The following is a 23,457-nucleotide window of genomic DNA, read 5'->3' as shown; positions in this document are numbered from 1 at the left end:
AAACCATGGCCCACATCGTCATCATGGGCGCCGGCATCGGCGGCATGCCCGCCGCCTACGACCTGCGTGCGGCATTGCCGGCGCAACACAAGGTCACCGTCATCAGCGCGGTCGACTACTTCCACTTCGTGCCGTCCAACCCCTGGGTGGCGGTGGGCTGGCGCAAACGCGAGGACATCATTCTGGAGATCGCGCCCCTGCTCAAGCGCAAGGGCATCGATTTCATTGCCAGCCCGGTCACGGCGATCGACGCCCCCGGCAACAAGCTGACGCTGGAAAACGGCCAGACGGTGGATTACGACTACCTGGTCATCACCACCGGCCCGCGCCTGGCCTTCGAGGAAGTGCCCGGCTCCGGCCCCAACGGCGGCTACACGCATTCCATCTGCACGGTGAACCACGCCGAGCAGTTCTGGGCCGATTACGAAAAATTCCTGCAGAACCCGGGCCCGGTCGTGATCGGCGCCATGCCCGGCGCCAGCTGCTTCGGCCCGGCCTACGAGTTTGCCTTCATCGTGGCGGCCGATCTGCGCAAGCGCAAGCTGCGCCACAAGGTGCCGATCACCTATGTCACCAGCGAGCCCTACATCGGCCACCTCGGCCTGGGCGGCGTGGGCGACAGCAAGAGCATGCTCGAGAGCGAACTGCGCAGCCAGGACATCAAGTGGATCACCAACGCCAAGACCACGCGTGTGGAAGAAGGCAAGCTGTTCGTGGACCAGCTCGACGACAACGGTGCGCTGGTGAAGCAGCATGAGGTGCCGTTCAAGCTGTCCATGATGCTGCCGGCCTTCAAGGGCGTGGATGCCGTGGCCGCCGTGCCCGAGCTGTGCAACCCGCGCGGTTTCGTGCTGATCGACGAGCACCAGCGCAGCAAGAAATACCCCAATATCTTCTCGGCTGGCGTCTGCGTGGCGATTCCGCCGGTGGAAGTGACGCCGGTTGCCACCGGCGCACCCAAGACCGGCTACATGATCGAGACCATGATCAGCGCCATCACCGAGAACATCGCCGCCGACCTGAAAGGCGAGAAGGCCGAGGCCACCGCCACCTGGAACGCCATCTGCCTGGCCGACATGGGCGACACCGGCGCCGCCTTCGTGGCGTTGCCGCAGATCCCGCCGCGCAACGTCAACTGGTTCAAGAAAGGCAAGTGGGTGCACCTGGGCAAGATCGCCTTCGAAAAGTACTTCATCAGCAAGATGAAATCGGGCAACACCGAGCCCATCTACGAAAAATACGTGCTGAAGATCCTGGGCATCGTGCGGCTGAACAAGCCCTCCGGTCCGGTCTGAGGCCTTCCGGTTTTCTTACTATCCATCCTCAAGGAGAACTCATCATGACATCCTGGCAACTCGTCCGTATGATCGGCGGTACCTTCATCCTGCTGTCCCTGGCACTGGGCGTGCAGGGCAGCCCGATCTTCCACAGCACCAACTGGCTGTGGTTCACCGCCTTCGTCGGCGCCAACCTGCTGCAGAGCGGCTTCACCAAGTGGTGCATGCTGGAAACCATTCTGCGCAAGCTGGGTGCCCGCCCTGGCAACTGAGAGCGCTTTTTCCGCAAAGGAGTCCATCATGCAAATCGTCTGTGCAGCCTGCGGCGCGAAGAACCGCGTCGCCGAAACCGATCTGGACAAGGAAGTCAACTGCGGCCGCTGCAAGGCGGAGCTGTTGCCGCGCCATCCGGTGGCGCTCACCGACGCCAATTTCCAGGCCTTCGTGTCTGGCACCGAAATGCCGGTGGTGGTGGATTTCTGGGCGCCATGGTGCGGCCCCTGCCGCATGATGGCACCGCAGTTTGAACAGGCCGCGGCACGCATGCCGCGCGTGCGTTTCGCCAAGCTCGATACCGAGGCCAACCAGCACACCGGTGCGGTCCTCGGCATCCGCAGCATTCCCACGCTCGCCCTCTATGTGGGCGGCCGGGAGGTGGAGCGCAAGAGCGGCGCCATGAGCGCGGCCGACCTGCAGCGCTGGATCGAGGGATCGCTGGCGCGGCACAAGGGATAAATTCATGCGTAGACAGACTTTGCTGGCCCTGATGCTGGCAGCCCTGGCCGGTGGCGCCCAGGCCACCACGGTCGACCTGCTCGAAGCCTGGAACGGCGTGCAGGGCCATGACCGCGAACTGGCCAGCGCGCGCCTGAACCATGCCGCCAGCCAGACCAAGCGCGACCAGGCCTCGGCGCTGTGGAAGCCCAACGTCATGCTCAGCGGCACGGCAGGCGCTGCCACCAGCGAAACCGAGATGAATGGTGCGGCGTTTTCCATGCCGGGCCAGCCCCAGATGACGGGGGTGAACTTTGCCACCTCGGTCACCGGCGGCAAGATGACACGCTGGGGCGTGCAGGCGCAGCAGCCGCTGTACAACCGCGGCCGCTCGGCCGGCAGCGCCCAGCTCAAGCTGCAGGCCGATCTGGGTGACAGCGGCTGGCAGGCGGCGCAGATGGACCTGATGCTGCGCACCGCCCAGCGCTACTTCGACGTGGCGCTGGCGCAGGAACGCCAGCGCATCCTGGCGCACCAGCTGCAGGCGGTGCAGCGCTCGGCCGACGAGGCACACGAGCGCTTCCGCCTGGGCGACGTGGCCGTCACCGACAGCCACGAGGCCGATGCCGCGCTGGCCGGCCTGAAGGCACAGAAGGTCGCGGCCGACCTCGATCTGGACAACAAGCGCCGGATCCTGGCCGACAGCACCGGCGTGGCCCATCCTACGGCCATGCTGCCCACGCGCGTGCCCACGCTGGTGAGCGACAAGGCGCTGGAGCAATGGCTGCAGTCGGTGCAGGGCGACAACCCGCAGTTGCGCATGCAGCAGATCGCCGCCGAAATCGCGCGACAGGAAGTACGCAAGCACGATGCGCTGTCTTCCGTGACAGTCGATCTGGTGGCGCAGGCCGGCAAGGACCGTGTCTGGGGCAGTGGCGACTTCGGCCAGGCCAGCAACCGCAACACCAACTATATGGTGGGCGTGCAGGTCAACATCCCGCTCTACACCGGCGGCATGCGCAGTGCCAGGGAACGCGAGGCGATCGCCCTGGCCGACAAGGCCGAGGCGGATCTGCAACAGGCCCAGACCACCGTCGGCCAGCAGGCGCGCCTGCTGTGGAGCGCGCGCGAGGCCGATGCCGCCCGCGTGCGCGCACTGGAAGAGGCGCTCAAGGCGTCGGCTTTGCGCCTGGATGCAACCTATCTGGGCCGTGCCGTGGGCGACCGCACCACGCTCAACGTCCTGAATGCGCAGACCGATCACGCCAACACCGCACAATCGCTGGCCGAGGCCCGCGTTTCGGCCGTGATGAACCAGTTGCGTCTGGCCGCCATGACCAGCCAGCTCGACGAAGGCGAGTTGCGCCGCGTCAATGCCACGCTCAAGCCGGTGACGGCGCCGTAAGGGTCGCCGCATTCGCGCCTGGCGCGACCGGGCAGAGGGGACTCGTGCAGAGTCCCCTTGCATTTCCGGGCCCACTGGCAGGCGCCAGGCGTATCATTCGGGAGATGACTTCCCTGGCAGTGCCGGGCGGCAGCGCATTCCCATTCCAACGGCACCCCGTGTGACTTCCACTCCCATTCCCGAATTCTCCCCTCTGCCGGTCGCCATCATCGGCGCCGGTCCGGCCGGCCTGATGGCGGCCGAGCGCCTGTCCGCGGCCGGCGTGCCGGTGCATGTGTTCGATGCCATGCCCTCGGCCGGACGCAAATTCCTGCTGGCCGGCAAGGGCGGCCTCAACCTGACCCATTCCGAACCCTTTGCCGCCTTTGCCGCGCGTTACGGCCGGCGCCAGCCGCAGGTCGAGCCGCTGCTGCGTGCCTTCGATGCCGAAGCGGTACGCGCCTGGGCCGGGGGGCTGGGCGTGGAGACCTTTGTCGGCACCTCCGGGCGCGTGTTCCCCAAGGAGATGAAGGCCGCGCCGCTGCTGCGTGCCTGGATGCAGCGCCTGCGCCATCCGGCCTCCGGCGTGCCGGTGCAATTTCATATGCGGCACCGCTGGCTGGGCTTTGCCCGGCCGCCGCAGCCCGGCGAGGCGCTGGCGCTGTGCTTCCAGACCGCCGATGGCGAGCGCAGCGTACCGGCCGGGCGTGTGTTGCTGGCGCTGGGTGGGGCCAGCTGGCCGCGTCTCGGTTCGGACGGCCGCTGGGTGAAGCTGCTGCAGGAGCGGGACATCGCCGTGGCGCCGCTGTTGCCCGCCAATTGCGGCTTTGATGTGGCGCCGACCACGGCCCGCCAGGCGGAGCAGGGCACGGCACCCGCCGATGCCGCTCCCGGCGGCTGGTCGCGCCATTTTCGCGAACGCTTTGCCGGCCAGCCTTTCAAGGCGGTCGCCATCGACTGCGACGACGGTCAGGGCGGCCGCTTCCACCGCCGCGGCGAATTCGTCGCCACCGAAACCGGCATCGAGGGCAGCGTGGTCTACGCAGCCAGCCACCTGTTGCGCGATGCCATCCTGCGCAGCAGCCAGCCGGCCGAACTGCGCATCGACCTGCTGCCCGACCACAGCCTGGAGCAGGTACTGGCCGCCGTGCGCCATCCGCGCGGCAGCAAGAGCCTGTCCGGCCATCTCAAGAGCCGGCTGGGCCTGCAGGGCATCAAGGCGGCGCTGCTGTACGAGCTGCTGGACAAGGCCGCCATGCACGATCCCGAGCGGCTGGCGCAGGCCATCAAGGCCCTGCCGCTGCCCTTGGCGGCGGCGCGTCCGGTGGAGGAGGCCATCAGCAGCGCCGGCGGCGTCTGCTTCGAGGCGCTGGACGCGCAACTGCGCGTGCGTGCCCTGCCGCAACTGGCCTGCGCTGGCGAAATGCTCGATTGGGAGGCGCCCACGGGCGGCTATCTGCTCACGGCCTGCCTGGCCAGCGGCGTGGTGGCGGCCCAGGGCCTGCTGGAGCGGGAGGCTGCCTGAAATCAAACAACCCGTGCTCCGGCTCTGGCAAAAGCCGCGGTAGCCGGCAACCGCCACAAAATTCCGCGACAATCACTGACCCGTTTCGCTGCGAGCCGTTCCCGGCCCGGCCAAACCAGGCGCTCCGCAGTGGCGCGGCAGACGGAACAACCCGGTCCGGCAGGAGCGGACACAGGCGGTGCAGGCGCGGCCGCGAAACATAGGAATCTACATGGGTGCACTCGAACAACGGTTGAACACGATCACGGCGGACCGCCTGGCCGGCATGCTGCGCGGCGTGGAAAAGGAAAGCCTGCGCACGCATCCCGACGGCAAGCTGGCGCTCACGCCTCATCCGCAGGAGCTGGGATCGCCGCTCACCCACCCCAATATCACCACCGACTTCAGCGAATCGCAGCTGGAGCTTGTCACCGGCGTGCACGGCAGTGCCGAAGCCTGCCTGGACGAACTCGTGCGCATCCACCAGGAGGTGTACCGCGTGCTGGCGCGCCGCGGCGACGAAATGCTGTGGGTGGCCAGCATGCCCTGCGGCCTGCCCACCGACGAAACCATTCCGCTGGGCCGCTACGGCAATTCCAACGTGGGCCGTGCCAAGAGCGTGTACCGCATGGGCCTGGGCCACCGCTATGGCCGCCGCATGCAGATGATTTCGGGCATCCACTACAACTGGTCGCTGCCCGGCCTGGACAATGCCGGCTACTTCGGCCTGATCCGCAATTTCCGCCGCAACGCCTTCCTGCTGCTGTACCTGTTCGGCGCCTCGCCCTCGGTGTGCTCCAGCTTCGTCGACGGGCGCCAGCATCAGCTGGAAGTGCTGGCCGGCAAGACCATGTACCGCCCCCATGCCACTTCGCTGCGCATGGGCCGTCTGGGCTACCAGAGCGATGCCCAGTCCTCGCTGGCGGTCAGCTACAACGGGCTGGAAGGCTACGCTGCCTCGCTGCACGAGGCGCTCACCAAGCCCTATCCGCCCTACGAGGCGATTGGCCTGCGCAATCTGGGCGGTGACTACAACCAGCTCGACACCAGCCTGCTGCAGATCGAGAACGAGTTCTACGGCACCATCCGTCCCAAGCGCGTGATCGCCGCCGGCGAGCGCCCGCTGCATGCACTGCGCGAGCGTGGCGTGCAGTACGTGGAAGTGCGCCTGATGGACCTGAACCCCTTCCTGGATGTGGGCATCGACGCCGAAACCATGCGTTTCCTCGACCTGTTCCTGCTGCATGCGCTGCTCAGCGACAGTCCGCCCGACACGCCGGAAGAGATCGCCGCGCTCAAGCACAACCAGCACCTGACAGCCGAACGCGGCCGCGAGCCCGGCCTGCGGCTGGAGCGCAACGGCGCCGAGGTGCTGCTGGTGGACTGGGCCGCCGAAGTGATGGCGGAACTGGTGCCGGTGGCACGGCATCTGGATGCCATCAAGGGAGGTACGCGCTATGCCGAGGCGCTGGCCATGGCGCAGGCGCGCATGGACGATCCTTCCAGCCTGCCTTCCGCGCGCGTGCTGCAGGGCATCGCGGCCGGGGAGGGCAAGTCTTTCGTGGGCTTCGTGCGCCAGCGTTCGGCAGCCGCACGCGAGGCGCTGATGGCGCTGCCCTATCCGGTGGCCGAGCAGGCACGATTTGCCGCGCTGGCGGCAGAATCCACCGAGGCACAGAAGGAAATCGAAGCCATGGACGAAATGCCGTTCGAGCAGTACCGCGCCCATTATGTCTCGCCCGACCGGCTCACACCCGGCTCGGCGGCGGGCGCCTGACGAACCGGTCGGCGCAGGTGGCACAGCCCTTGCGGCCCGAATCGTCTCAGGGCGCGTCAGCAGGCGGATTTTTCGGCACCAGCGGCGGCGGCATGGCCGAATCGGCCTGCTGGCGCCGCCGGAACATGGCAGCGCGCGCCAGCAGCACGGTGGTGATGGGCACGGTGATGGACAGCACCACCACGATGATCCAGCTGCGCAGCGACAGGCCTTCCTGCACGATGCTGAAATAGATCGCCGAGGCCAGCGCCGCACTCCAGGAGGCGGCGGTATAGCCCAGCGCCGGCGGGTGCATGCGCTGGAAGAAATCCTTCAGCCGCAGCACGCCCCAGGCAGCCAGTAATGCCGAGATGCCGCTGATGACCAGCAGCACGGCCAGCGTCCACTCGGCCCACAGCGGCAGCGTGACGCTCATTCGATCACCTCGCCGCGCAGCAGGAACTTGGCCATGGCGGCCGAGCTGACGAAGCCCGTGAGCGCAATCAGCAGCGCCGCCTCGAAATACATGGCGCTGGTGTTGCGGATGCCGAGCACCAGCACGGCCAGGATGGCGATGCAGTACAGGTAGTCCAGCGCCAGCACGCGGTCCTGCGCCGAGGGGCCGACGAGCAGGCGCCACAGCGTGAGCACGGCGGCGATGCCGAAACAGGCCAGCGCAAAAATCAGGGCGATGTGCAGCACGGGGCTCATTGGTAGATCTCCAGCAGGGGCGCCTCGTAGGTGCTCTTGTAGTGGGCGATGAAGGCGGCTTCGTCCTGCACGTCCCATACATGCAGGCGCACGGCGCTGGCGTCGCGCGCCAGCTCGCACCAGACGGTGCCGGGCACCACGGTGGTGATCATGGCCAGCGCCGCGAGGGCGGTGGGGTCGCACAGTTCCAGCGGAATGGTGACGAAGGCGCTCTGCGGCTGGCGCCGGCGCAGGCGCAGCACGCCGCAGCCGACCTGCAGGTTGGACAGCAGCACGTCACGCCCCACCACCAGGATCAGCTGCAGCACCCGCAGCGGGCGGCGGATGCGCGGGCGCTGCGGCCGCAGCGAGGCAAACAGCGGCGGCAGCAGCAGGCCGAACAGCAGCGCCAGCACGGTGTGCCCGATGGACAGCGGCTCGTTCAGCAGCAGCCACAGCACGACCAGGGCGGCCGACAGCAGGGGAGCGGGAAACAGGCGGCGCATCATGGCAGGCTCCTCCCGGCCGCAGCCGGGGCCGGCGCGGGAGCATGAGGCCGGGCCGGTGTCTGCAGCGCAGCCGCGGCGGGTGCCGGTACGGCCAAGGAGGACGGCGGCGGCTTGAGCGGCCCGGGCGCCGGACGCACCGTGGCCGCCATCACGGCATCGACATAGCCATCCGGCTGGTGCAGCCCATGCGCGGTGCGGTGGGTATAGCCCAGCACCGGCTCGGCGCGCACCACCAGCAGCAGGCAGAGCAGCAGCAGGAAGGAGATCGGCAGCGACTCGATCACGCGCAGGCGCGGGGCCGGCCGGTCCTGCGGCGCCCAGAAGAAACGGATGCCGGCGCGGCTGAACGCAATCAGCGCCAGCAGGCCGGACAGCACCAGCAGGATCAACAGCGCCCAGCCGGCCGGGCGGATGCTGGCCACGCTTTCAGTCAGGCCATAGGGGTTGAACAGGGCGGTCAGCATGGCGACCTTGCCGATGAAGCCGGACAGCGGCGGCAGCCCGGCGATCAGCAGTGCGCAGGCGATGAAGGCCGCGCCCAGAAAGGCCATCGCGGCCGGAATGGCGCGGCCGATCAGCGCGTCTTCCTGCTCGTCCAGGTTGGTGTCCTGCTCGTGCAGCAGCATGTCGATCGGGAAGGGCAGCGGCTCGTCGTCCAGATCGGCCGGCGGCAGCGGCTCATCCGCCTCGCGCGAGCGCTCGACCAGATCGGTGATCAGGAACAGCGCGCACAGCGCCAGCGTGGAACTCATCAGGTAGTACAGTGCCGCGCCGGTGAGCGTGGAATGGCCGAAGCCGAAGGCCGCCAGCAGCGTGCCCGAGGACACCAGCACCGAAAAACCGGCCAGCCGGCCGATCTGCTGCGAGGCCAGCATGCCGATGGCGCCGAAACCCAGCGTGAGCAGGCCGCCCCACACCAGCACCTCGCTGCCGAACATGGCCGAGCCTTCCGCGGTGGGCGGGAACAGCAGCGTCCACAGCCGCAGCAGCGCGTACAGGCCGACCTTGGTCATCAGCGCAAACAGCGCAGCCACCGGCGGGCTGGCAGCGGCATAGGCCGGGGTGAGCCAGAAGTTGAGCGGCCAGACGGCGGCCTTGGTCAGAAAGGCCACGGCCAGGATGGCGGCGCCGGCATGCAGCAGGCCGCGATCGGCCGGCGGAATCTGTGGGATCTTTGTTGCCATGTCGGCCAGGTTGAGCGTGCCGGTGATGCCGTACAGCAGCGCCGCGCCCAGCAGGAACATCAGCGAGGCCATCAGGTTCAGCGCCACGTAGTGCAGGCCCGAGCGCACGCGCGGCCAGCCGGTGCCATGCAGCAGCAGGCCGTAGGAGGCCGTCAGCATGATCTCGAAGAACACGAACAGGTTGAACAGGTCGGCCGTGAGGAAGGCACCGTTCAGGCCCATCAGCTGCAACTGGAACAGCGGGTGGAAATGCACGCCCGCCTTGTCCCAGCCTGCGGTCGAGAACAGCAGCGAGGCCGAGGCCACGATGGCGGTGATCAGCAGCATCATGGCGGTGAGCCGGTCGGCCGCCAGCACGATGCCGAAGGGCACCGGCCAGTTGCCCGGCAGGTAGACACCGACGGCGCCGGTGCCGCCGCTCTCCTTCACCCAAGCCAGCAGCACGATGGCCACGCCCAGGCCGAGCGCGGTGGAGAGCACGCCCAGCAGGCGCTGGCTCTGCGGCATGCGGCGTGCCAGCATCAGCATCAGCGTGGCCGTGAGCATGGGCAGCAGGATGGGCGCGGCGACCAGATGCGGCATCAGGGTATCGATCCAGCCGTTCATGCCTCGTCCTCCTCGCCGTCGACGTGGTCGGTATCGGACAGGCCGCGCGCAGCCAGCAGCAGCACCAGGAACAGCGCGGTGGTGGCAAAGCCGATCACGATGGCGGTCAGCACCAGCGCCTGCGGCATGGGATCGGTGTAGTTCTCGAGCGTGGGCTGCAGCCAGGACAGCACGATGGGCTCGCGCGCGATCGACAGGCTGCCCGACACGAAGATGAACAGGTTCACCGCATACGACAGCAGCGACAGGCCGATGATGACCTGGAAGGTCCGCGGGCGCAGCACCAGCCAGGTGCCGGAGCCGGCCAGGATGCCGATCACGATGGCCATCAGGATTTCCATCAGCGGCCCTCCTCGCGTGCTGCGGCGCGCACGGCGTCGTCCACTGATTCGGAGGTGGCGCCCGGATCGCGTACCGGCTTGCGCTGGCGACGGATCGACTGGTGGGCCAGTGCCGTCAGGATCAGCAGCGTGGCGCCCAGCACCACCGAGAACACGCCAAGGTCGAAGAACAGCGCGCTCGGCAGGTGCATGGCGCCGAGCAGCGGCAGCTCGAAGTGCGCGGTGTGCGTGGTCAGGAAGGGGTAGCCGAACAGCAGCGAACCCAGTCCGGTGAGCAGCACCAGCGACAGGCCGACGGCGATCCAGCGGCGCAATTGCAGGTTGAAGCGGGCCTCGACCCAATGCGTGCCGGCCATCATGTACTGCGTGATGAAGCCGATCGCCATGACCAGACCGGCGACGAAGCCGCCACCCGGCTCGTTGTGCCCGCGCATGAACAGGTGCACGGCCAGCATGGCCGTGACCGGCAGCAGCAGGCGCGAGAGCACGGCTGGCACCAGCAGGTAACCCACGGCCGTGTCATGCGCTTTGCGCGGGTTGACCAGGTCGGTCTGCAGATCGAGCGGGGTGGCGCGCTGCTGGGCGGGCGCCTGCAGGCTTTCCAGCGGCGGGCGGAAGCGCCGCAGCAAGGCATAGACGGTGAGCGCCACGATGCCCAGCACCACGATCTCGCCCATGGTATCGAAGGCACGGAAATCGACCAGCATCACGTTCACCACGTTGGTGCCGCCGCCTTCGGGCAGTGCGCGTTCCAGGAAGAAAGGCGAAATGCTGTAGGGGGCGGGGCGTGTCATCAGCGCATAGGCCAGGCCGGCAAGTCCCAGTCCGGCCAGTACCGACAGCACCAGGTCGCGGCCACGGCGCAGGCGGGCGCGCAGCGGAGTGCGGTCGCCCAGCGGCTGGCGCTTGGGCATCCAGCGCAGGCCGAGCAGGAACAGGATGGTGGTGACGACCTCGACTGCCAGCTGCGTCAGCGCCAGATCCGGTGCCGAGAACCAGACAAAGGTCAGGCTGGTGGCCAGGCCGGCACCGCCCAGCATCAGCAGCGCGGCCAGCCGGTGGAACTTTGCCTGCGTCGCCGCGCCGATGGCGCAGGCCGCGCCCACCACCCAGATCAGCACAAAATCCCAGCCAAGCGGCACGCGCGGGCGGTTGCCCCAGCTCAGGCCGGAAGACCAGAGCGAGGCCGTGATGGCCGCCATGCCCACCAGCACCAGCAGCAGCATCTGCGGCTGCAGCCGGCGCGTGTACAGGGTGCGCTGCACCTTGCGCGCGCCCAGCGCCAGCAGGGCCAGCACTGCCTCGAAGCTGCGCTGGCCGTCGAAGCGGCCGAACAGCGGAATGCGCTTCCAGCGCTTGTCGCGCAGCGGCTTGCGCAGCAGGAACCAGATCGCCGTGCCGCCGCTCATGGCGATCAGGCTCATCATCAGCGGCGCGTTCAGGCCATGCCACAGCGCCAGGCTGTAGGCAGGCATCGGTCCGCCCACCACCGGCTGCGCCGCCATGTGCAGCAGCGGGCCGATGACGGCGGCCGGGGCCATGCCCACGGCCAGGCACAGCAGCACCAGCAGCTCGATCGGCACGCGCATCCAGCGCACCGGCTCGTGCGGCTCGCGTGGCAATCGCGTGGCCGCCGGGCCGAAGAACACATCGACCACAAAGCGCAGCGAATAGGCGGTGGCAAACATCGAGGCCACCATCGCGGCCAGCGGCAGCGCCAGCTCGACCCAGGGCAGCGATTGGATGTAGACCGTCTCGGCAAAGAACATTTCCTTGGACAGAAAGCCGTTGAGCAGCGGCACCCCGGCCATGGCGGCGCTGGCCACCAGCGCCAGCGTGGCGGTGACCGGCATGGCATGGCGCAGGCCCGACAGGCGCCGGATATCGCGCGTGCCGCTTTCGTGGTCCACGATGCCCGCGGCCATGAACAGCGAGGCCTTGAAGGTGGCGTGGTTGATGATGTGGAACACCGCCGCCACGGCCGCCAGCGCGCTGTTCAGCCCGAGCAGCAGCGTGATCAGGCCCAGGTGGCTGACGGTGGAGTAGGCCAGCAGGCCTTTCAGGTCGTTCTGGAACATGGCCAGATACGCGCCCAGCAGCAGCGTGGCGAGGCCGGCCGACGTAACCAGCCAGAACCAGGGCTCGGTGCCGGCCAGCACCGGCCAGAAGCGCGCCAGCAGGAACACACCGGCCTTCACCATGGTGGCAGAGTGCAGATAGGCCGATACCGGCGTGGGGGCCGCCATGGCGCGCGGCAGCCAGAAGTGGAAGGGGAACTGCGCGCTCTTGCTCAGCGCCCCCAGCAGGATCAGCACCAGCAGCGGCTTGTACAGCGTATGCGACTGCACGCGCGCGCCTGCGGCCAGCACGGCATCCAGATCGTAGCTGCCCACCACATGGCCGAGCAGCAGCACGCCGGCCAGCAGCGCCAGGCCGCCGGTGCCGGTCACCGTCAGCGCCATGCGGGCGCCGCGCCGGGCATCCTTGCGGTGGTGCCAGTAGCCGATCAGCAGGAAGGAGAACAGGCTGGTCAGCTCCCAGAAGAACACCAGCTGCACGATATTGCCCGACAGCACCACGCCCAGCATGGCGCCCATGAAGGCGAGGAAAAAGGAGAAGAAGCGCGGAACCGGATCATCGCGCGACATGTAGTAGCGCGCATACACGGCGACCAGCATGCCGATGCCGGTGACCAGCAGGGCGAACATCCAGGCAAAGCCGTCCACCCGTACCACGAAGTTGACGCCGATCGACGGCAGCCAGCGCAGCTCCTCGCGCAGCACCTCGCCCGCGGCGATGTCCGGGTAGAGCAGACCGACCTGCACGAGGGCAGCCAGCGCCACCAGCGCGGCCCAGCTGGCAGCGGCGGTACGGGCGTGCGTGGGCAGCAGGGCCGCCACGGCGCTGCCGATGAAGGGCAGCGCGAGCAGGAACAGCAAGGTCATGCAGGCTGAAAGGAAATCGCGATGGGGTGGGCAGAAGCGCCCGGGATGGGGCCATCCGCCTTATGAGTTGCGGAAGGTATAGCTTTGATTCTAATGAAAAATCGTCATGAAGCCGGATTTTCCGGCATAAAACCTGCGATTTTCCCGGCCATGAAAAACGGCCTGCAGGATGGGCTCCCGCAGGCCGTCAAAGCCGGCACCGCCGCAGGGCGTGCCGGGCAGGGCTCAGTAGTCCGACAGCGGAATGCAGCTGCAGAACAGGTTGCGGTCGCCGTAGACGTTGTCCACGCGGCCAACCGGCGGCCAGTACTTGTTGCCCAGGGTCACGCCGCTGCCCGGATGGATGGCGGCGCCTTCCTCGCGGCTGTACGGGTGCTTCCACTCGGCATCCATCAGGGTCCTGGCCGTGTGCGGTGCATTCTTCAGCGGGTTGTCGTCCTGCGGCCACTCGCCGCGCTCGATCTGGCGGATTTCCTCGCGGATGGCGATCATGGCATCGATGAAGCGATCCAGCTCCTCGCGCGTTTCGCTTTCGGTCGGCTCCACCATCAGCGTGTTGGGCACCGGGAAGCTCAGCGTGGGGGCGTGGAAGCCGTAGTCCATCAGGCGCTTGGCCACGTCCTCGGCCATCACGCCGCTGGTGTCCTTCAGATCGCGCAGATCCAGAATGCACTCATGCGCCACATGGCCGTTGGCGCTGGCGTACAGCGTGGGGTAGTGGTCCTGCAGGCGCTTGCTGATGTAGTTGGCGCTCAGGATGGCGGCCTCGGTGGCATGCGTCAGGCCGTCCGGGCCCATCATGCGGATGTACATCCAGCTGATTGGCAGCACGGCCGCGTTGCCATAGGGCGCGGCAGAGACGGCACCCACGCCACTGTGCACACCGGCGGTAGCGTGGCCGGGCAGGTAGGGCACCAGGTCTTCCACCACGCACACCGGGCCGACGCCCGGACCGCCGCCGCCGTGCGGGATGCAGAAGGTCTTGTGCAGGTTCAGGTGGCTCACGTCACCGCCGAACTCGCCCGGAGCAGCCACGCCGACCAGCGCGTTCATGTTGGCGCCGTCCACATAGACGCGGCCGCCATGCTGGTGCACCAGCGCGCACAGTTCCTTCACCTGGGTCTCGAACACGCCGTGCGTGCTCGGGTAGGTGATCATCACGCAGGCCAGATTGGCGCTGTGCTGCTCGCACTTGGCGCGCAGATCGTCCAGATCGACGTTGCCGTTGCTGTCGCAGGCCGTCACCACCACCTGCATGCCGGTCATCATGGCGCTGGCAGGGTTGGTGCCGTGGGCAGAGGACGGGATCAGGCAGATGTTGCGGTGGCCCTGACCCTGCGCTTCATGCCAGGCCTTGATGGCCAGCAGGCCGGCGTATTCGCCCTGCGAGCCGGCGTTGGGCTGCAGGCTCACGTCGGCATAGCCGGTGGCCTGCGACAGCCACTGGCGCAGTTGCTGGTCCAGTTCGGCGTAGCCGGCGAGTTGCTCGGCCGGGGCGAACGGGTGCAGATTGGCGAATTCGGGCCAGGTGATCGGGATCATCTCGCTGGTGGCGTTCAGCTTCATGGTGCAGGAACCGAGCGGGATCATGCTGCGGTCCAGCGCCAGGTCCTTGTCGGCCAGTGCGCGCAGGTAGCGCAGCATGCCGGTTTCGGAGTGATAGCGGTTGAACACCGGGTGCTGCAGGTAGGCGCTGTTGCGGCGCAGGGCGGCGGGGATCAGATCGGGCGTGCCGGCTTCCAGGGCCTCCACCGTGGGCAACGCCTGACCGTCTTTGGCGAAGATGGTCCACAGCAGGGTCAGGTCCTCGCGCGTGGTGGTTTCGTCCAGCGAGATGCAGAGGTAGTCGCCCCAGGCGGTGCGCAGGTTGGCGCCATGCTGGCGTGCCTTTTCCGCGATGGCGGCGGTCTGGTCATCGGTCTTCAGGCACAGGGTGTCGAAGGCGCTGTCCTGGTGGAAGGCGCTGTAGCCCAGCTGCTGCAGGCCGGCCTTGAGGATGGCGGTGTAGCGCGCCACGCGCTCGGCAATGCGCTTGAGACCCTGCGGGCCGTGATACACCGCGTACATGCTGGCGATGACGGCCGGCAGCACCTGCGCGGTACATATGTTGGAGGTGGCCTTCTCGCGGCGGATGTGCTGTTCGCGCGTCTGCAGCGCCAGGCGGTAGGCCGGGTTGTCGTGCGCATCCACGCTCACGCCGACCAAGCGGCCGGGCATGGAGCGCTTGTAGGCATCGCGGCAGGCCAGATAGCCGGCGTGCGGGCCGCCTGCGCCCATGGGCATGCCGAAGCGCTGCGTGGTACCGACCACGATGTCGGCATCCATCTCGCCCGGCGACTTGAGCAGGGCCAGCGCCAGCAGGTCGGCGGCCATGATGAAGGCCGCCTGCTTGCCATGCACGGTGGCAACGTCGGCACTCCAGTCATGCACCCAGCCGCTGCTGGCGGGGTATTGCACCAGCGCGGCGAAGTAGTCGTCCTGTGCCAGTGCCTGCACCCATTCCTCGTGCGACTGCACCAGCAGGACCTGCAGGCCCAGCGGCGCGGCGCGCGTCTGCAGCACCTCGATGGTCTGCGGATGGGTGTCGCCCGAGACGATCATGATATTGCCCTTGGCCTTGACCGAGCGCTTGGCCAGCGTCATCGCCTCGGCGGCCGCAGTGGCTTCGTCCAGCATGGAGGCGTTGGCGATCGGCATGCCGGTCAGGTCGGTGATCATGGTCTGGAAGTTGACCAGCGCCTCCATGCGGCCCTGGCTGATCTCGGCCTGGTAGGGGGTGTAGGCGGTGTACCAGGCCGGGTTTTCCAGGATGTTGCGCAGGATCACGCCCGGAATATGGGTGCCGTAATAGCCTTGGCCAATGAAACTCTTGAAGATCTGGTTCTTCTGCGCGATCGCCTTGAGTTCGGCCAGAGCCGCGGCCTCGGTGGTGGCAGGTGGCAACTGCATGGCGCTGGTGCGCGCAATGCTGCGCGGCACGATGGAGTCGATCAGCGCCTGGCGCGAGGCCTCGCCGATGACGGACAGCATGTGCTGCTCGTCTTGCGGTGTGATGCCGATGTGGCGGGCGATGAACTCGCCGGCGTTTTCGAGGGAGGAGAGGGTGGACTGGGACATGCGTGGCTCCAGGAGACTCAATGCACGGCAGCGACCACGCCCGAAGCAAGGGGCGGGTCGCCGGGAAGGGCGCAGGGCCGGATCAGGCGGACTTCAGCAGTTCGTCGTAGGCGGTGCTGTCCAGCAGCGCATCCAGCTGGCTGGCGTCGGACAGCTTGACCTTGAAGAACCAGCCGGCACCCAGCGGATCGCTGTTGATGGCGGACGGATCGTCCTGCAGCGCGGTGTTCACTTCGGTGACTTCGCCGCTGACCGGCATGTAGACATCGGCGGCCGCCTTGACGGATTCGACCACGCCGGCCACGTCCTGCTGGGCGTAGCTCTTGCCCACTTCGGGCAGTTCCACGAACACCACGTCACCCAGGGCGTCCTGGGCGTGCTGGGTGATGCCGACAGTGGCGATGTCGCCGTCGATCTGGATCCATTCGTGGTCGGGGGTGTACTTGATGGACATGCAAAAAGCTCCGGTGAGTGTCAATTTAATAAAGAAAGGGGTTGGCGCTGCCGGACTGCCGGCCGCGCCGCAGGAATCAGCCGCGGTAGTAACGCGTCGGCACGAACGGCATCCGGGTCACGGTCATGGGCACCGGCTTGCCGCGCACCATGGCAAACAGTTCGGTGCCTTCGGCCGCATAGTCGGGCTTGACGTAGCCCATGGCGATGGGCTGGTTGAGCGTGGGGCTGAGCAGGCCGCTGGTGACCTGGCCGACCTTCTGGCCGTCCATGTTCTGCAGCTCGGCCGGCTCACGCACCGGCACGCGCTCCCTGGCGATCAGGCCGACGCGCAGGCGCTCGGTGGGCAGGCGGCCGTCGAGCTGGGCCAGCACGAAATCGGCACCCGGAAAACCGCCCGCGCGCTCGCCGCCGGTGCGGCGCACCTTCTGCATCGCCCAGTTGATGGCAGCCTCGACCGGCGTGGTGGTTTCGTCCAGGTCATTGCCGTACAGGCACAGGCCGGCTTCCAGGCGCAGCGAGTTGCGTGCGCCCAGGCCCGCGGGCTTGACTTCGGGCTCGGCCAGCAGGGCGCGGGCAAAGGCCTCGGCCTGGTCCTTGTGCAGGGAAATCTCGAATCCGTCCTCGCCGGTGTAGCCGCTGCGCGTGACGAACAGCGGCACCTCGCCCCAGGCAAAGTTGCCGCCGGTCATGAACACCAGGCTTTCCACGCCGGGCGCCAGGCGCTTGAGCACGTCCACCGCCTGCGGGCCCTGCAGTGCCAGCAGTGCATGGTCGGGCATGGGGGTGATGGTGCAGCGATCGCCGATCTTCGCCTGCATGTGGGCCAGATCGTTCACCTTGCAGGCACCGTTCACGATCACGAACAGGTCCTCGCCGGTGTTGACGAACATCAGGTCGTCCAGAATGCCGCCGGCCTCGTTGAGCAGCAGACCGTAGCGCTGCTTGTTCACGCCCAGGCCCTGCACGTCCACCGGCATCAGCCTTTCGAACGCGGCTGCGGCGTCGGGGCCGGACAGGCGCAACTGGCCCATGTGCGATACGTCGAACAGGCTGGCGGCAGTGCGGGTGTGCTGGTGTTCGGCCATCAGGCCGGCATATTGCACCGGCATGCTGTAGCCGGCAAAAGGCACCATGCGGGCGCCGAGTTCGAGGTGCAGCGCGTTGAGCGGGGTGAGGTACAGGTCGTCAGAGGACATGGCGTCTCGCTTTCAAGGAAATAGGACAGGCAGCAACGGGCCGACACCCGCTGCGGGGCCGCGCTGTCCACTTTACCTGAGAGATTCGCCACCGCGATCGGCCGCTTGCTCCTTCGGTGGCAGGCATTGCCGTGGCAACGCTCCGCACTCTCCAGCACGACACACTCTCCTTGCGGAAAGTGGCTGTCAGTCCTCGGTACCTGAGCGTTTCTGGCGGATCTTGCGTCCGCGCGCCTTCGGCGGCCTGCCCGCTAGGGGACTGGCGCTCTCCTGACAATGGCGGAATTATAAAAAGTTCAGACCAGTTTGCGGCAGAACGCTCCATGAAAAACAGCGAACAAGGGTTAACCCCAGACTCCATATTTCATTTGTCAATATAATGTAACTTATTGAAATCAAAGCTGTAAACCCTTTACAAAACGGGTTTGCGGCAGGCAGTGCATGAACGGTATGTCCTCTCCCCGCCAGCTCACCAACGAACTGATCCTGCTGAATGAACTGGTGCCGCTGCAGGCGCAGCGCATCATCGAACTGGGTTGCGGCAATGCGCGGCTGTCGCGCGACCTGCTGCGGCAGTATCCGCAATGCCATGTCACCGGGCTGGAGGTGGACCGAATCCAGCATGCGGCCAACATGGCCAATCCGGCCGAGCGGCTGGAGTTTGTCGAGGCCGGCGCGCAGGCGATTCCTGCGCCGGATGCCAGCTTCGATCTGGCCATCATGCTCAAGTCGCTGCACCACGTGCCGCTGGAGCGGATGGACGAGGCGCTGGCGGAGATCGAGCGTGTGCTCAAGCCGGGCGGCTACTGGTATGTCTCCGAGCCGGTCTATGCCGGTGATCTGAATGAACTGGTGCGCGTGTTCAATGACGAGGGCACGGTGCGCGCCGCCGCGCAGGCGCTGGTGGACAAGGCGGCCGCCAACGGCCGCTGGGACCGGGTGAGCGATGTGTATTTCGACGTGCCGGTGGCGTACCGGGATTTTGCCGATTTCGAGCGCCGCATGGTCGACGTGACCTATGCCGACCGGCGCTTCGACGAAGCCACACGCATCAGGGTGCAGGCCCTTTTCGGGCCGCACATGACCGAGGAGGGGGCCCGCTTCGTGCGCCCCATGCACGTGACGCTGCTGCGCCGGCGCTGAAAGGCTCTGGCACCGGCCGCATGAGGTTTTGAGAAGAGGAAAGGGTGAAGACGATGGATAACAAGGTATCCAACCAAAGCCGCCGCAAGCTGCTGCAGGCCCTGGGCGCAGGCTCGGTAGTGGCCGGTGCAGCCAGCATCACGCAGCCGGCACTGGCCGCAAGCAAGATCAAGACCAATGCGCATATCGTCATCCTGGGCAGCGGCCTGGGCGGCATTGCCATGGCCAACCGCCTGAGCAGCATGCTCGACGGCGCGAAGATCACCATCGTGGACGGCAAGGAAGAGCACAACTACCAGCCGGGCTACACGCTGGTGGCTTCGGGCGTCTGGCCGATCGAGAAGGTGCGCGACCGCAATGCCGATTTCCACCCCTCCGGCATCACCTGGGTGAAGGAGATGGTGGCCGAGATCGACGCGCCCGCCAACACCATCACCACCGCTGGCGGCCAGAAGATCAAGTACGACTATCTGGTGGTGGCCACCGGCCTGGTGATGGACTGGAACCTGATCGAGGGCATGGACCTGAACGCCATCGGCAGCAACGGCCTGGCCAGTGTCTACCCGAGCCCGCAGGCCGCCGAAGCGACCTGGAAGGCCATGCAGGAATACGTCTCCAAGGGCGGCCAGGCCGTGATGACGCTGCCGGCCACCGCGCTCAAATGCGCCGGCGCCCCGCTGAAGATGACCTTCATGGTGTGCGACCGTCTCAAGCGCGCCGGCAAGCTGGAGCAGTCGCAGGTGATGTTCAAGTCCGGCGTGAAGAACATCTTCGGTGTCAAGGCCGTCAACGACAACGTGCTGGCGCGCTGGGAAAAACTCGGTGTCAGGACCGATTACGAAAGCAAGCTGGTGGGCGTCGATATCGGCGGCCGCAAGGCGTACTTCGAAACGCCGGCCGGCCGCGTCGAGCAGGCCTATGATTTCCTGCACGCCGTTCCGCCCATGCGTGCGCCGGACTGTGTCAAGAACAGCGACCTGGCCTGGAAGGAAGGCCCGATGGCCGGCGGCGGCTGGCTGGAAGTGGACAAGGCCACGCTGCAGCACAAGCGCTACCCCAATGTGTTCGGCATCGGCGACGTGAACGGCACGCCGCGCGGCAAGACGGCTGCCACCGTCAAGAAAAGCGCACCGCTGGTGGCCAACCACCTGGCGCGCGCCATTGCCGGCCAGGCACCCGACCAGGTGTTCGACGGTTACACCTCCTGCCCGATGCTGGTGCGCGAGGGCTCGGCCATGCTGATCGAGTTCGACTACGACGGCAAGCTGATCCCGTCCCTGCCCATGATCGAGCCGCTGCAGGAAAGCTACATGGCCTGGCTCATGAAATACCGCCTGCTCAAGCCTGCCTATGTGGCGGTGCTCAAGGGCCGCGTCTGATCGGGAGGAGAACACATCATGTATGAAATCTGGCTGACTCTGAATATCCTGTGGGAACTGGGCATGACCATCCTGCCCTGGCTGATTGCCGGCGCGGTGATCTGGGCCGTGCTCATGCTGCCGGCGCTGCGCCGCCCGCGCGCGGCCTGGGGCCGCAACTTCTCGCTGGCCTTCTGGCTGGCGCTGCTGTTCGGCGCCTTCATCTTCGTCGTCACGCCGGCCTGGACCAAGGCGTCGTTTGCCGACATGGGCTACTGGATCGACTGGGGCAACCTGCTGATGATCGGCGTGGCCTGGGCGGCCGGTGCATTTGCCTTCCTGTGGCCGCTGCTCACGCTGCTGCGCGGAGGCGGCAGAAACTCGCTGGCCTGAGGCGCTGGCACAATGGACAGGCAGCCCCCTCGGCTGCCTGTTCTTTTTTTGCCGGACGCATTTTCATGACTGACCCCGTTTCCCGCGAGCTGGATCTGGCACAGGCCACCCGCATGGTGCAGGCCCTGCTGGAACAAATGCGCCGCCGCAGCGCGCATCCCGGGCAGGTGCAGTGCATCGAGACACATATCTCCTGGGTGCTGCTGGCCGACGATCTGGCCTGGAAGATCAAGAAGCCGCTGCGGCTGGACTTTCTGGACTTCGGCACGCGCGCGCTGCGCCAGGGCTGCTGCGAGGAGGAGCTGCGCATCAACCGGCGTACCGCGCCGCAGCTGTATCTGGACGTGGTGCCCATCACCGGCACGCCGCAGGCGCCTGAGCTGGGCGGCACCGGCCCGCTGCTGGACCATGCGGTGCGCATGCGCCGCTTTCCGCAGGAGCAGTTGCTGAGCCGCCTGGTGCAGCGCGACGCGCTGACGCCGCAGCTGGTCGATGCTCTGGCGCGGCAGGTGGCAGCACTGCACGCGCAGGCGGGCCGGGCCACGCCGCAGGACAGCCACGGCCAGCCGCAGGCGATCCTGCGCGCGGTGGCAGAGAACTTTGTCACCTTGCGGCATGTCTTGCCGGCAGGAGCAGGAGCAGGAGCAGGAGCGGTCGAGACGGCGAATGCAGCGTCCTCCTTCGGTGCACAGGGCAAGGCGCCAGTCCATGTGCGCCAGGAGGCCGCCATAGTCACACGCACGGACCTGCGCGCGCTGCTGCGCTGGACGCGCGACGAACAACGGCGCCTGCGCCCCTTGCTGGCGCGCCGGCTGGAGCAGGGCTGGGTGCGCGAATGCCATGGCGACCTGCATCTGGGCAACCTGATGCTGCATGACGGGCAGCCGCTGCTGTTCGACGCCATCGAGTTCGACCCGGCGCTGCGCTGGGTGGATGTGATGGCCGACATCGCCTTTCTGGTGATGGACCTGCTGCACCGCGAACGCGCCGATCTGGCCTGGCGCGTGCTCAACGGCTGGCTGGAGCAGACGGGGGACTATGCGGGGCTGGAGTTGCTGCCGTATTTCATGACCTACCGCGCTCTCGTGCGTGCCAAGGTGGCCTCGCTGCGGCTGGGACAGGCCGATGGCGAAACGCGCGCACAGGCCGAGGCAGAGCTGCATGGCTATCTGTGCCTCGCGCGCCAATGCACGCAGCCGCGCCCGCGCTACCTGTGGATCACCATGGGCCTGTCCGGCTCGGGCAAGAGCACGCAGACGCAGGGACTGATCGCCGAAACCGGGCTGATCCGCCTGCGTGCCGACGTGGAGCGCAAGCGTCTGTTCGGGCTGCGCCCGGAAGCGTCCAGCCGCGAGCTGGCCGAGGACATTTACACGCCCGAGGCCTCGCGCCGCACCTTTGCGCATCTGGCGCAGCAGGGGCTGAGCGTGCTGGCATCCGGTTTCCCGGTACTGGTGGATGCCACCTTCATCCGGCGCGAACTGCGCGACCAGTTCCGTGTGCTGGCGCAGCAGGCGGGCGTGCCCTTCGGCATCCTGGCCTTCGAGGCGCCCGAAGCCGTGCTGCGGCAGCGCATCCGCCAGCGCCAGCAGCAGGGCGATGACGCTTCCGAAGCGGATGTGCAGGTGCTGGAGGGACAGCTGCAGGCGCTCGAACCGCTGGCGCCGGACGAGGAGGACCACGCAGTGCGGGTGGACAGCACGGTGCTGGCGGACTGGCCCCGTTTGCGGGCCGAGGGCGCCCTGCGGGCCATCGGATTCGGGCCGCAGGCAGCTGCTGCCGTGTAAGCAATCGCATCAGTCATCGCGGGATGTATGTCGCTGCCGGCATGCCTGCCGCTGGCAGCTGCGGCGTTTGCCCGCAGCAAGCAGGCGAACGGACAGGTAGCGCCTGCATCCCGTACGCACACTTCTTGTTGCACGGCGGCCCGCACCGCTTCCTATGATGGGGCTGTACCGGTGCGGCTCGCCATCCAGCGTGCCAGGCCGGGCCGTGATACCCAAAGGAGAACCCTCATGCGCAAAACTCTCGCAATCCTGTCCCTGGCTTCGTTGGCTGCCCTGGCCAGCGGCTGTTCCACCTGGGACAACCTGTCCCGTGCAGAAAAAGGGGCTGTGATCGGCGCTGGCGCCGGTGCTGCCGTTGGCTCGCAAGTGGGCGACGGCAGTGCGCTCAATACGCTGGGCGGTGCGGCCGTCGGTGGCGTGATCGGACACGAAGTAGGCCGTCGCACCAAGTAAGTCTGCCGGACGGGCCGGCTTCAGGCTCCCGCCATTTCGCTGCCCCCGCGACCGGAAACGGTCCCGGGGGTTTTGCCTTGTCCTCGCATCGGTGCCTCAGAACATCAGCCGGTGCATCCAGCTTTCCGGCACCGCCCACATCAGCAGCGCCGTCATGGTCAGGTAGCGCAGGAACTTGCCCGCCGCCATCCAGCCCATGCAGGGCCAGAACGGCAGCTTGAGCCAGCCCGCCACGGCGCACAGCGGGTCGCCGATCACCGGCAACCAGGCAAAGAAGCAGGCCTTGGGCCCGAGCCGCTCCAGCCAGCGCAGCGCACGCACATCGGTGCTGGAGTGGCGCGCCTTGTCCACCGCCTTGTGCGCGCCCAGGCCCATCCACCAGCTCACCGCGCCACCCAGCGTGTTGCCGGCGGTGGCCACGAGGATGGCTGGCCAGAACAGGTCGGGATTGAGCTCCACCAGCCCGAACACCGCCGGTTCCGACCCCAGCGGCAGCAGCGTGGCAGAGACAAAAGCCACTACAAACACCGTGCTCAGCCCGTACCGGGGCAGCGCCAGCGCCTGCAGCAGCGAGGCAAAGAAGGCTTCCATGGCGCGCAGTATACGGCGCGATCTTGCATAAAAAATGGGCAGGTGTACAATAG

Annotated in this window: 21 protein-coding genes and 2 riboswitches; of the genes, 11 read left to right on the top strand and 10 right to left on the bottom strand. The window is 67.2% G+C overall.

The genetic code is table 11. The features are described 5' to 3' along the window. Positions 1-5 precede the first annotated feature (5 nt). The 6 genes from ACX36O_RS11650 (at position 6) to gshA (ending at position 6,656) form a co-directional block, all read left to right on the top strand. The gene (locus tag ACX36O_RS11650; protein ID WP_213361747.1) at positions 6-1,295 is read left to right on the top strand and encodes an NAD(P)/FAD-dependent oxidoreductase; all 1,290 of its coding nucleotides are present in this window, start codon (positions 6-8) and stop codon (positions 1,293-1,295) included. Positions 1,296-1,339: 44 nt separating this feature from the next. After that, positions 1,340-1,549, top strand: a complete 210-nt coding sequence (locus ACX36O_RS11645; protein WP_213361746.1) for a YgaP family membrane protein — start codon at positions 1,340-1,342, stop codon at positions 1,547-1,549. A 28-nt stretch (positions 1,550-1,577) separates the two neighbouring features. Further along, a complete protein-coding gene (gene trxC / locus ACX36O_RS11640) occupies positions 1,578-2,012 on the top strand; it encodes a thioredoxin TrxC (protein WP_213361745.1) in 435 nt (144 codons plus the stop codon). 4 nt (positions 2,013-2,016) lie between these two features. After that, positions 2,017-3,396: a TolC family protein gene (locus ACX36O_RS11635; protein ID WP_371686745.1), complete on the top strand. Its 1,380-nt coding sequence runs from the start codon at positions 2,017-2,019 to the stop codon at positions 3,394-3,396. Positions 3,397-3,556: 160 nt separating this feature from the next. Further along, on the top strand, positions 3,557-4,900 hold the full coding sequence (locus tag ACX36O_RS11630; protein WP_371686744.1) for a BaiN/RdsA family NAD(P)/FAD-dependent oxidoreductase: 1,344 nt from the start codon (positions 3,557-3,559) through the stop codon (positions 4,898-4,900). A 211-nt stretch (positions 4,901-5,111) separates the two neighbouring features. Then, positions 5,112-6,656: a glutamate--cysteine ligase gene (gshA, locus tag ACX36O_RS11625; RefSeq protein WP_488359821.1), complete on the top strand. Its 1,545-nt coding sequence runs from the start codon at positions 5,112-5,114 to the stop codon at positions 6,654-6,656. Between the two features lie 46 nt (positions 6,657-6,702). Here gshA and ACX36O_RS11620 read toward each other — a convergent pair whose 3' ends face one another. From ACX36O_RS11620 to gcvT, 9 genes are all read right to left on the bottom strand, one after another. After that, positions 6,703-7,071: a Na+/H+ antiporter subunit G gene (locus ACX36O_RS11620; RefSeq protein ID WP_488359820.1), complete on the bottom strand. Its 369-nt coding sequence runs from the start codon at positions 7,069-7,071 to the stop codon at positions 6,703-6,705. After that, on the bottom strand, positions 7,068-7,346 hold the full coding sequence (locus ACX36O_RS11615) for a K+/H+ antiporter subunit F (RefSeq protein WP_213361740.1): 279 nt from the start codon (positions 7,344-7,346) through the stop codon (positions 7,068-7,070). Before ACX36O_RS11615 ends, ACX36O_RS11620 begins: the two co-directional genes overlap by 4 nt. Then, positions 7,343-7,834, bottom strand: coding sequence for a Na+/H+ antiporter subunit E (locus tag ACX36O_RS11610; RefSeq protein ID WP_488359819.1), 492 nt, complete (start codon positions 7,832-7,834; stop codon positions 7,343-7,345). Before ACX36O_RS11610 ends, ACX36O_RS11615 begins: the two co-directional genes overlap by 4 nt. Next, entirely contained in the window at positions 7,831-9,624 is a 1,794-nt protein-coding gene (locus tag ACX36O_RS11605; protein WP_488359818.1) for a monovalent cation/H+ antiporter subunit D, read from the bottom strand. Before ACX36O_RS11605 ends, ACX36O_RS11610 begins: the two co-directional genes overlap by 4 nt. Next, positions 9,621-9,965, bottom strand: coding sequence for a Na+/H+ antiporter subunit C (locus tag ACX36O_RS11600; RefSeq protein ID WP_213361736.1), 345 nt, complete (start codon positions 9,963-9,965; stop codon positions 9,621-9,623). The genes ACX36O_RS11605 and ACX36O_RS11600 overlap by 4 nt, the downstream gene beginning before the upstream one ends. Then, the gene (locus ACX36O_RS11595; protein WP_213361734.1) at positions 9,965-12,910 is read right to left on the bottom strand and encodes a monovalent cation/H+ antiporter subunit A; all 2,946 of its coding nucleotides are present in this window, start codon (positions 12,908-12,910) and stop codon (positions 9,965-9,967) included. The genes ACX36O_RS11600 and ACX36O_RS11595 overlap by 1 nt, the downstream gene beginning before the upstream one ends. Before the next feature lie 225 nt (positions 12,911-13,135). After that, positions 13,136-16,027: an aminomethyl-transferring glycine dehydrogenase gene (gcvP, locus tag ACX36O_RS11590; RefSeq protein ID WP_488359817.1), complete on the bottom strand. Its 2,892-nt coding sequence runs from the start codon at positions 16,025-16,027 to the stop codon at positions 13,136-13,138. An 82-nt stretch (positions 16,028-16,109) separates the two neighbouring features. Then, the gene (gene gcvH / locus ACX36O_RS11585; protein ID WP_213361728.1) at positions 16,110-16,481 is read right to left on the bottom strand and encodes a glycine cleavage system protein GcvH; all 372 of its coding nucleotides are present in this window, start codon (positions 16,479-16,481) and stop codon (positions 16,110-16,112) included. Positions 16,482-16,557: 76 nt separating this feature from the next. Then, on the bottom strand, positions 16,558-17,679 hold the full coding sequence (gene gcvT / locus ACX36O_RS11580) for a glycine cleavage system aminomethyltransferase GcvT (RefSeq protein ID WP_488359816.1): 1,122 nt from the start codon (positions 17,677-17,679) through the stop codon (positions 16,558-16,560). Positions 17,680-17,732: 53 nt separating this feature from the next. Further along, positions 17,733-17,844: riboswitch (glycine riboswitch) on the bottom strand. Between the two features lie 12 nt (positions 17,845-17,856). Next, positions 17,857-17,962: riboswitch (glycine riboswitch) on the bottom strand. Between the two features lie 158 nt (positions 17,963-18,120). Here gcvT and ACX36O_RS11575 point away from each other — a divergent pair. From ACX36O_RS11575 to ACX36O_RS11555, 5 genes are all read left to right on the top strand, one after another. Further along, positions 18,121-18,822 carry a class I SAM-dependent methyltransferase gene (locus ACX36O_RS11575; protein ID WP_371686739.1) on the top strand — a complete coding sequence of 234 codons (702 nt, stop codon included), beginning with the start codon at positions 18,121-18,123 and terminating at the stop codon, positions 18,820-18,822. 53 nt (positions 18,823-18,875) lie between these two features. Then, positions 18,876-20,201, top strand: coding sequence for an NAD(P)/FAD-dependent oxidoreductase (locus ACX36O_RS11570; RefSeq protein ID WP_213361722.1), 1,326 nt, complete (start codon positions 18,876-18,878; stop codon positions 20,199-20,201). A gap of 18 nt (positions 20,202-20,219) precedes the next feature. Continuing rightward, positions 20,220-20,573, top strand: coding sequence for a hypothetical protein (locus tag ACX36O_RS11565; protein WP_371686738.1), 354 nt, complete (start codon positions 20,220-20,222; stop codon positions 20,571-20,573). Between the two features lie 65 nt (positions 20,574-20,638). Continuing rightward, on the top strand, positions 20,639-22,360 hold the full coding sequence (locus ACX36O_RS11560; RefSeq protein ID WP_488359815.1) for a bifunctional aminoglycoside phosphotransferase/ATP-binding protein: 1,722 nt from the start codon (positions 20,639-20,641) through the stop codon (positions 22,358-22,360). 228 nt (positions 22,361-22,588) lie between these two features. Beyond that, complete coding sequence (locus ACX36O_RS11555; protein WP_213361718.1) at positions 22,589-22,813, top strand: YMGG-like glycine zipper-containing protein; 225 nt, start codon at positions 22,589-22,591, stop codon at positions 22,811-22,813. A 96-nt stretch (positions 22,814-22,909) separates the two neighbouring features. Here the strand turns inward: ACX36O_RS11555 and ACX36O_RS11550 are convergent, their stop codons facing one another. Next, entirely contained in the window at positions 22,910-23,404 is a 495-nt protein-coding gene (locus ACX36O_RS11550; RefSeq protein WP_213361717.1) for a YqaA family protein, read from the bottom strand. Between the last annotated feature and the right edge of the window lie 53 nt (positions 23,405-23,457).

It is taken from the genome of Brachymonas sp. KE5, from assembly GCF_057773645.1.
This window is presented reverse-complemented; position numbering and strand designations above follow the sequence as displayed.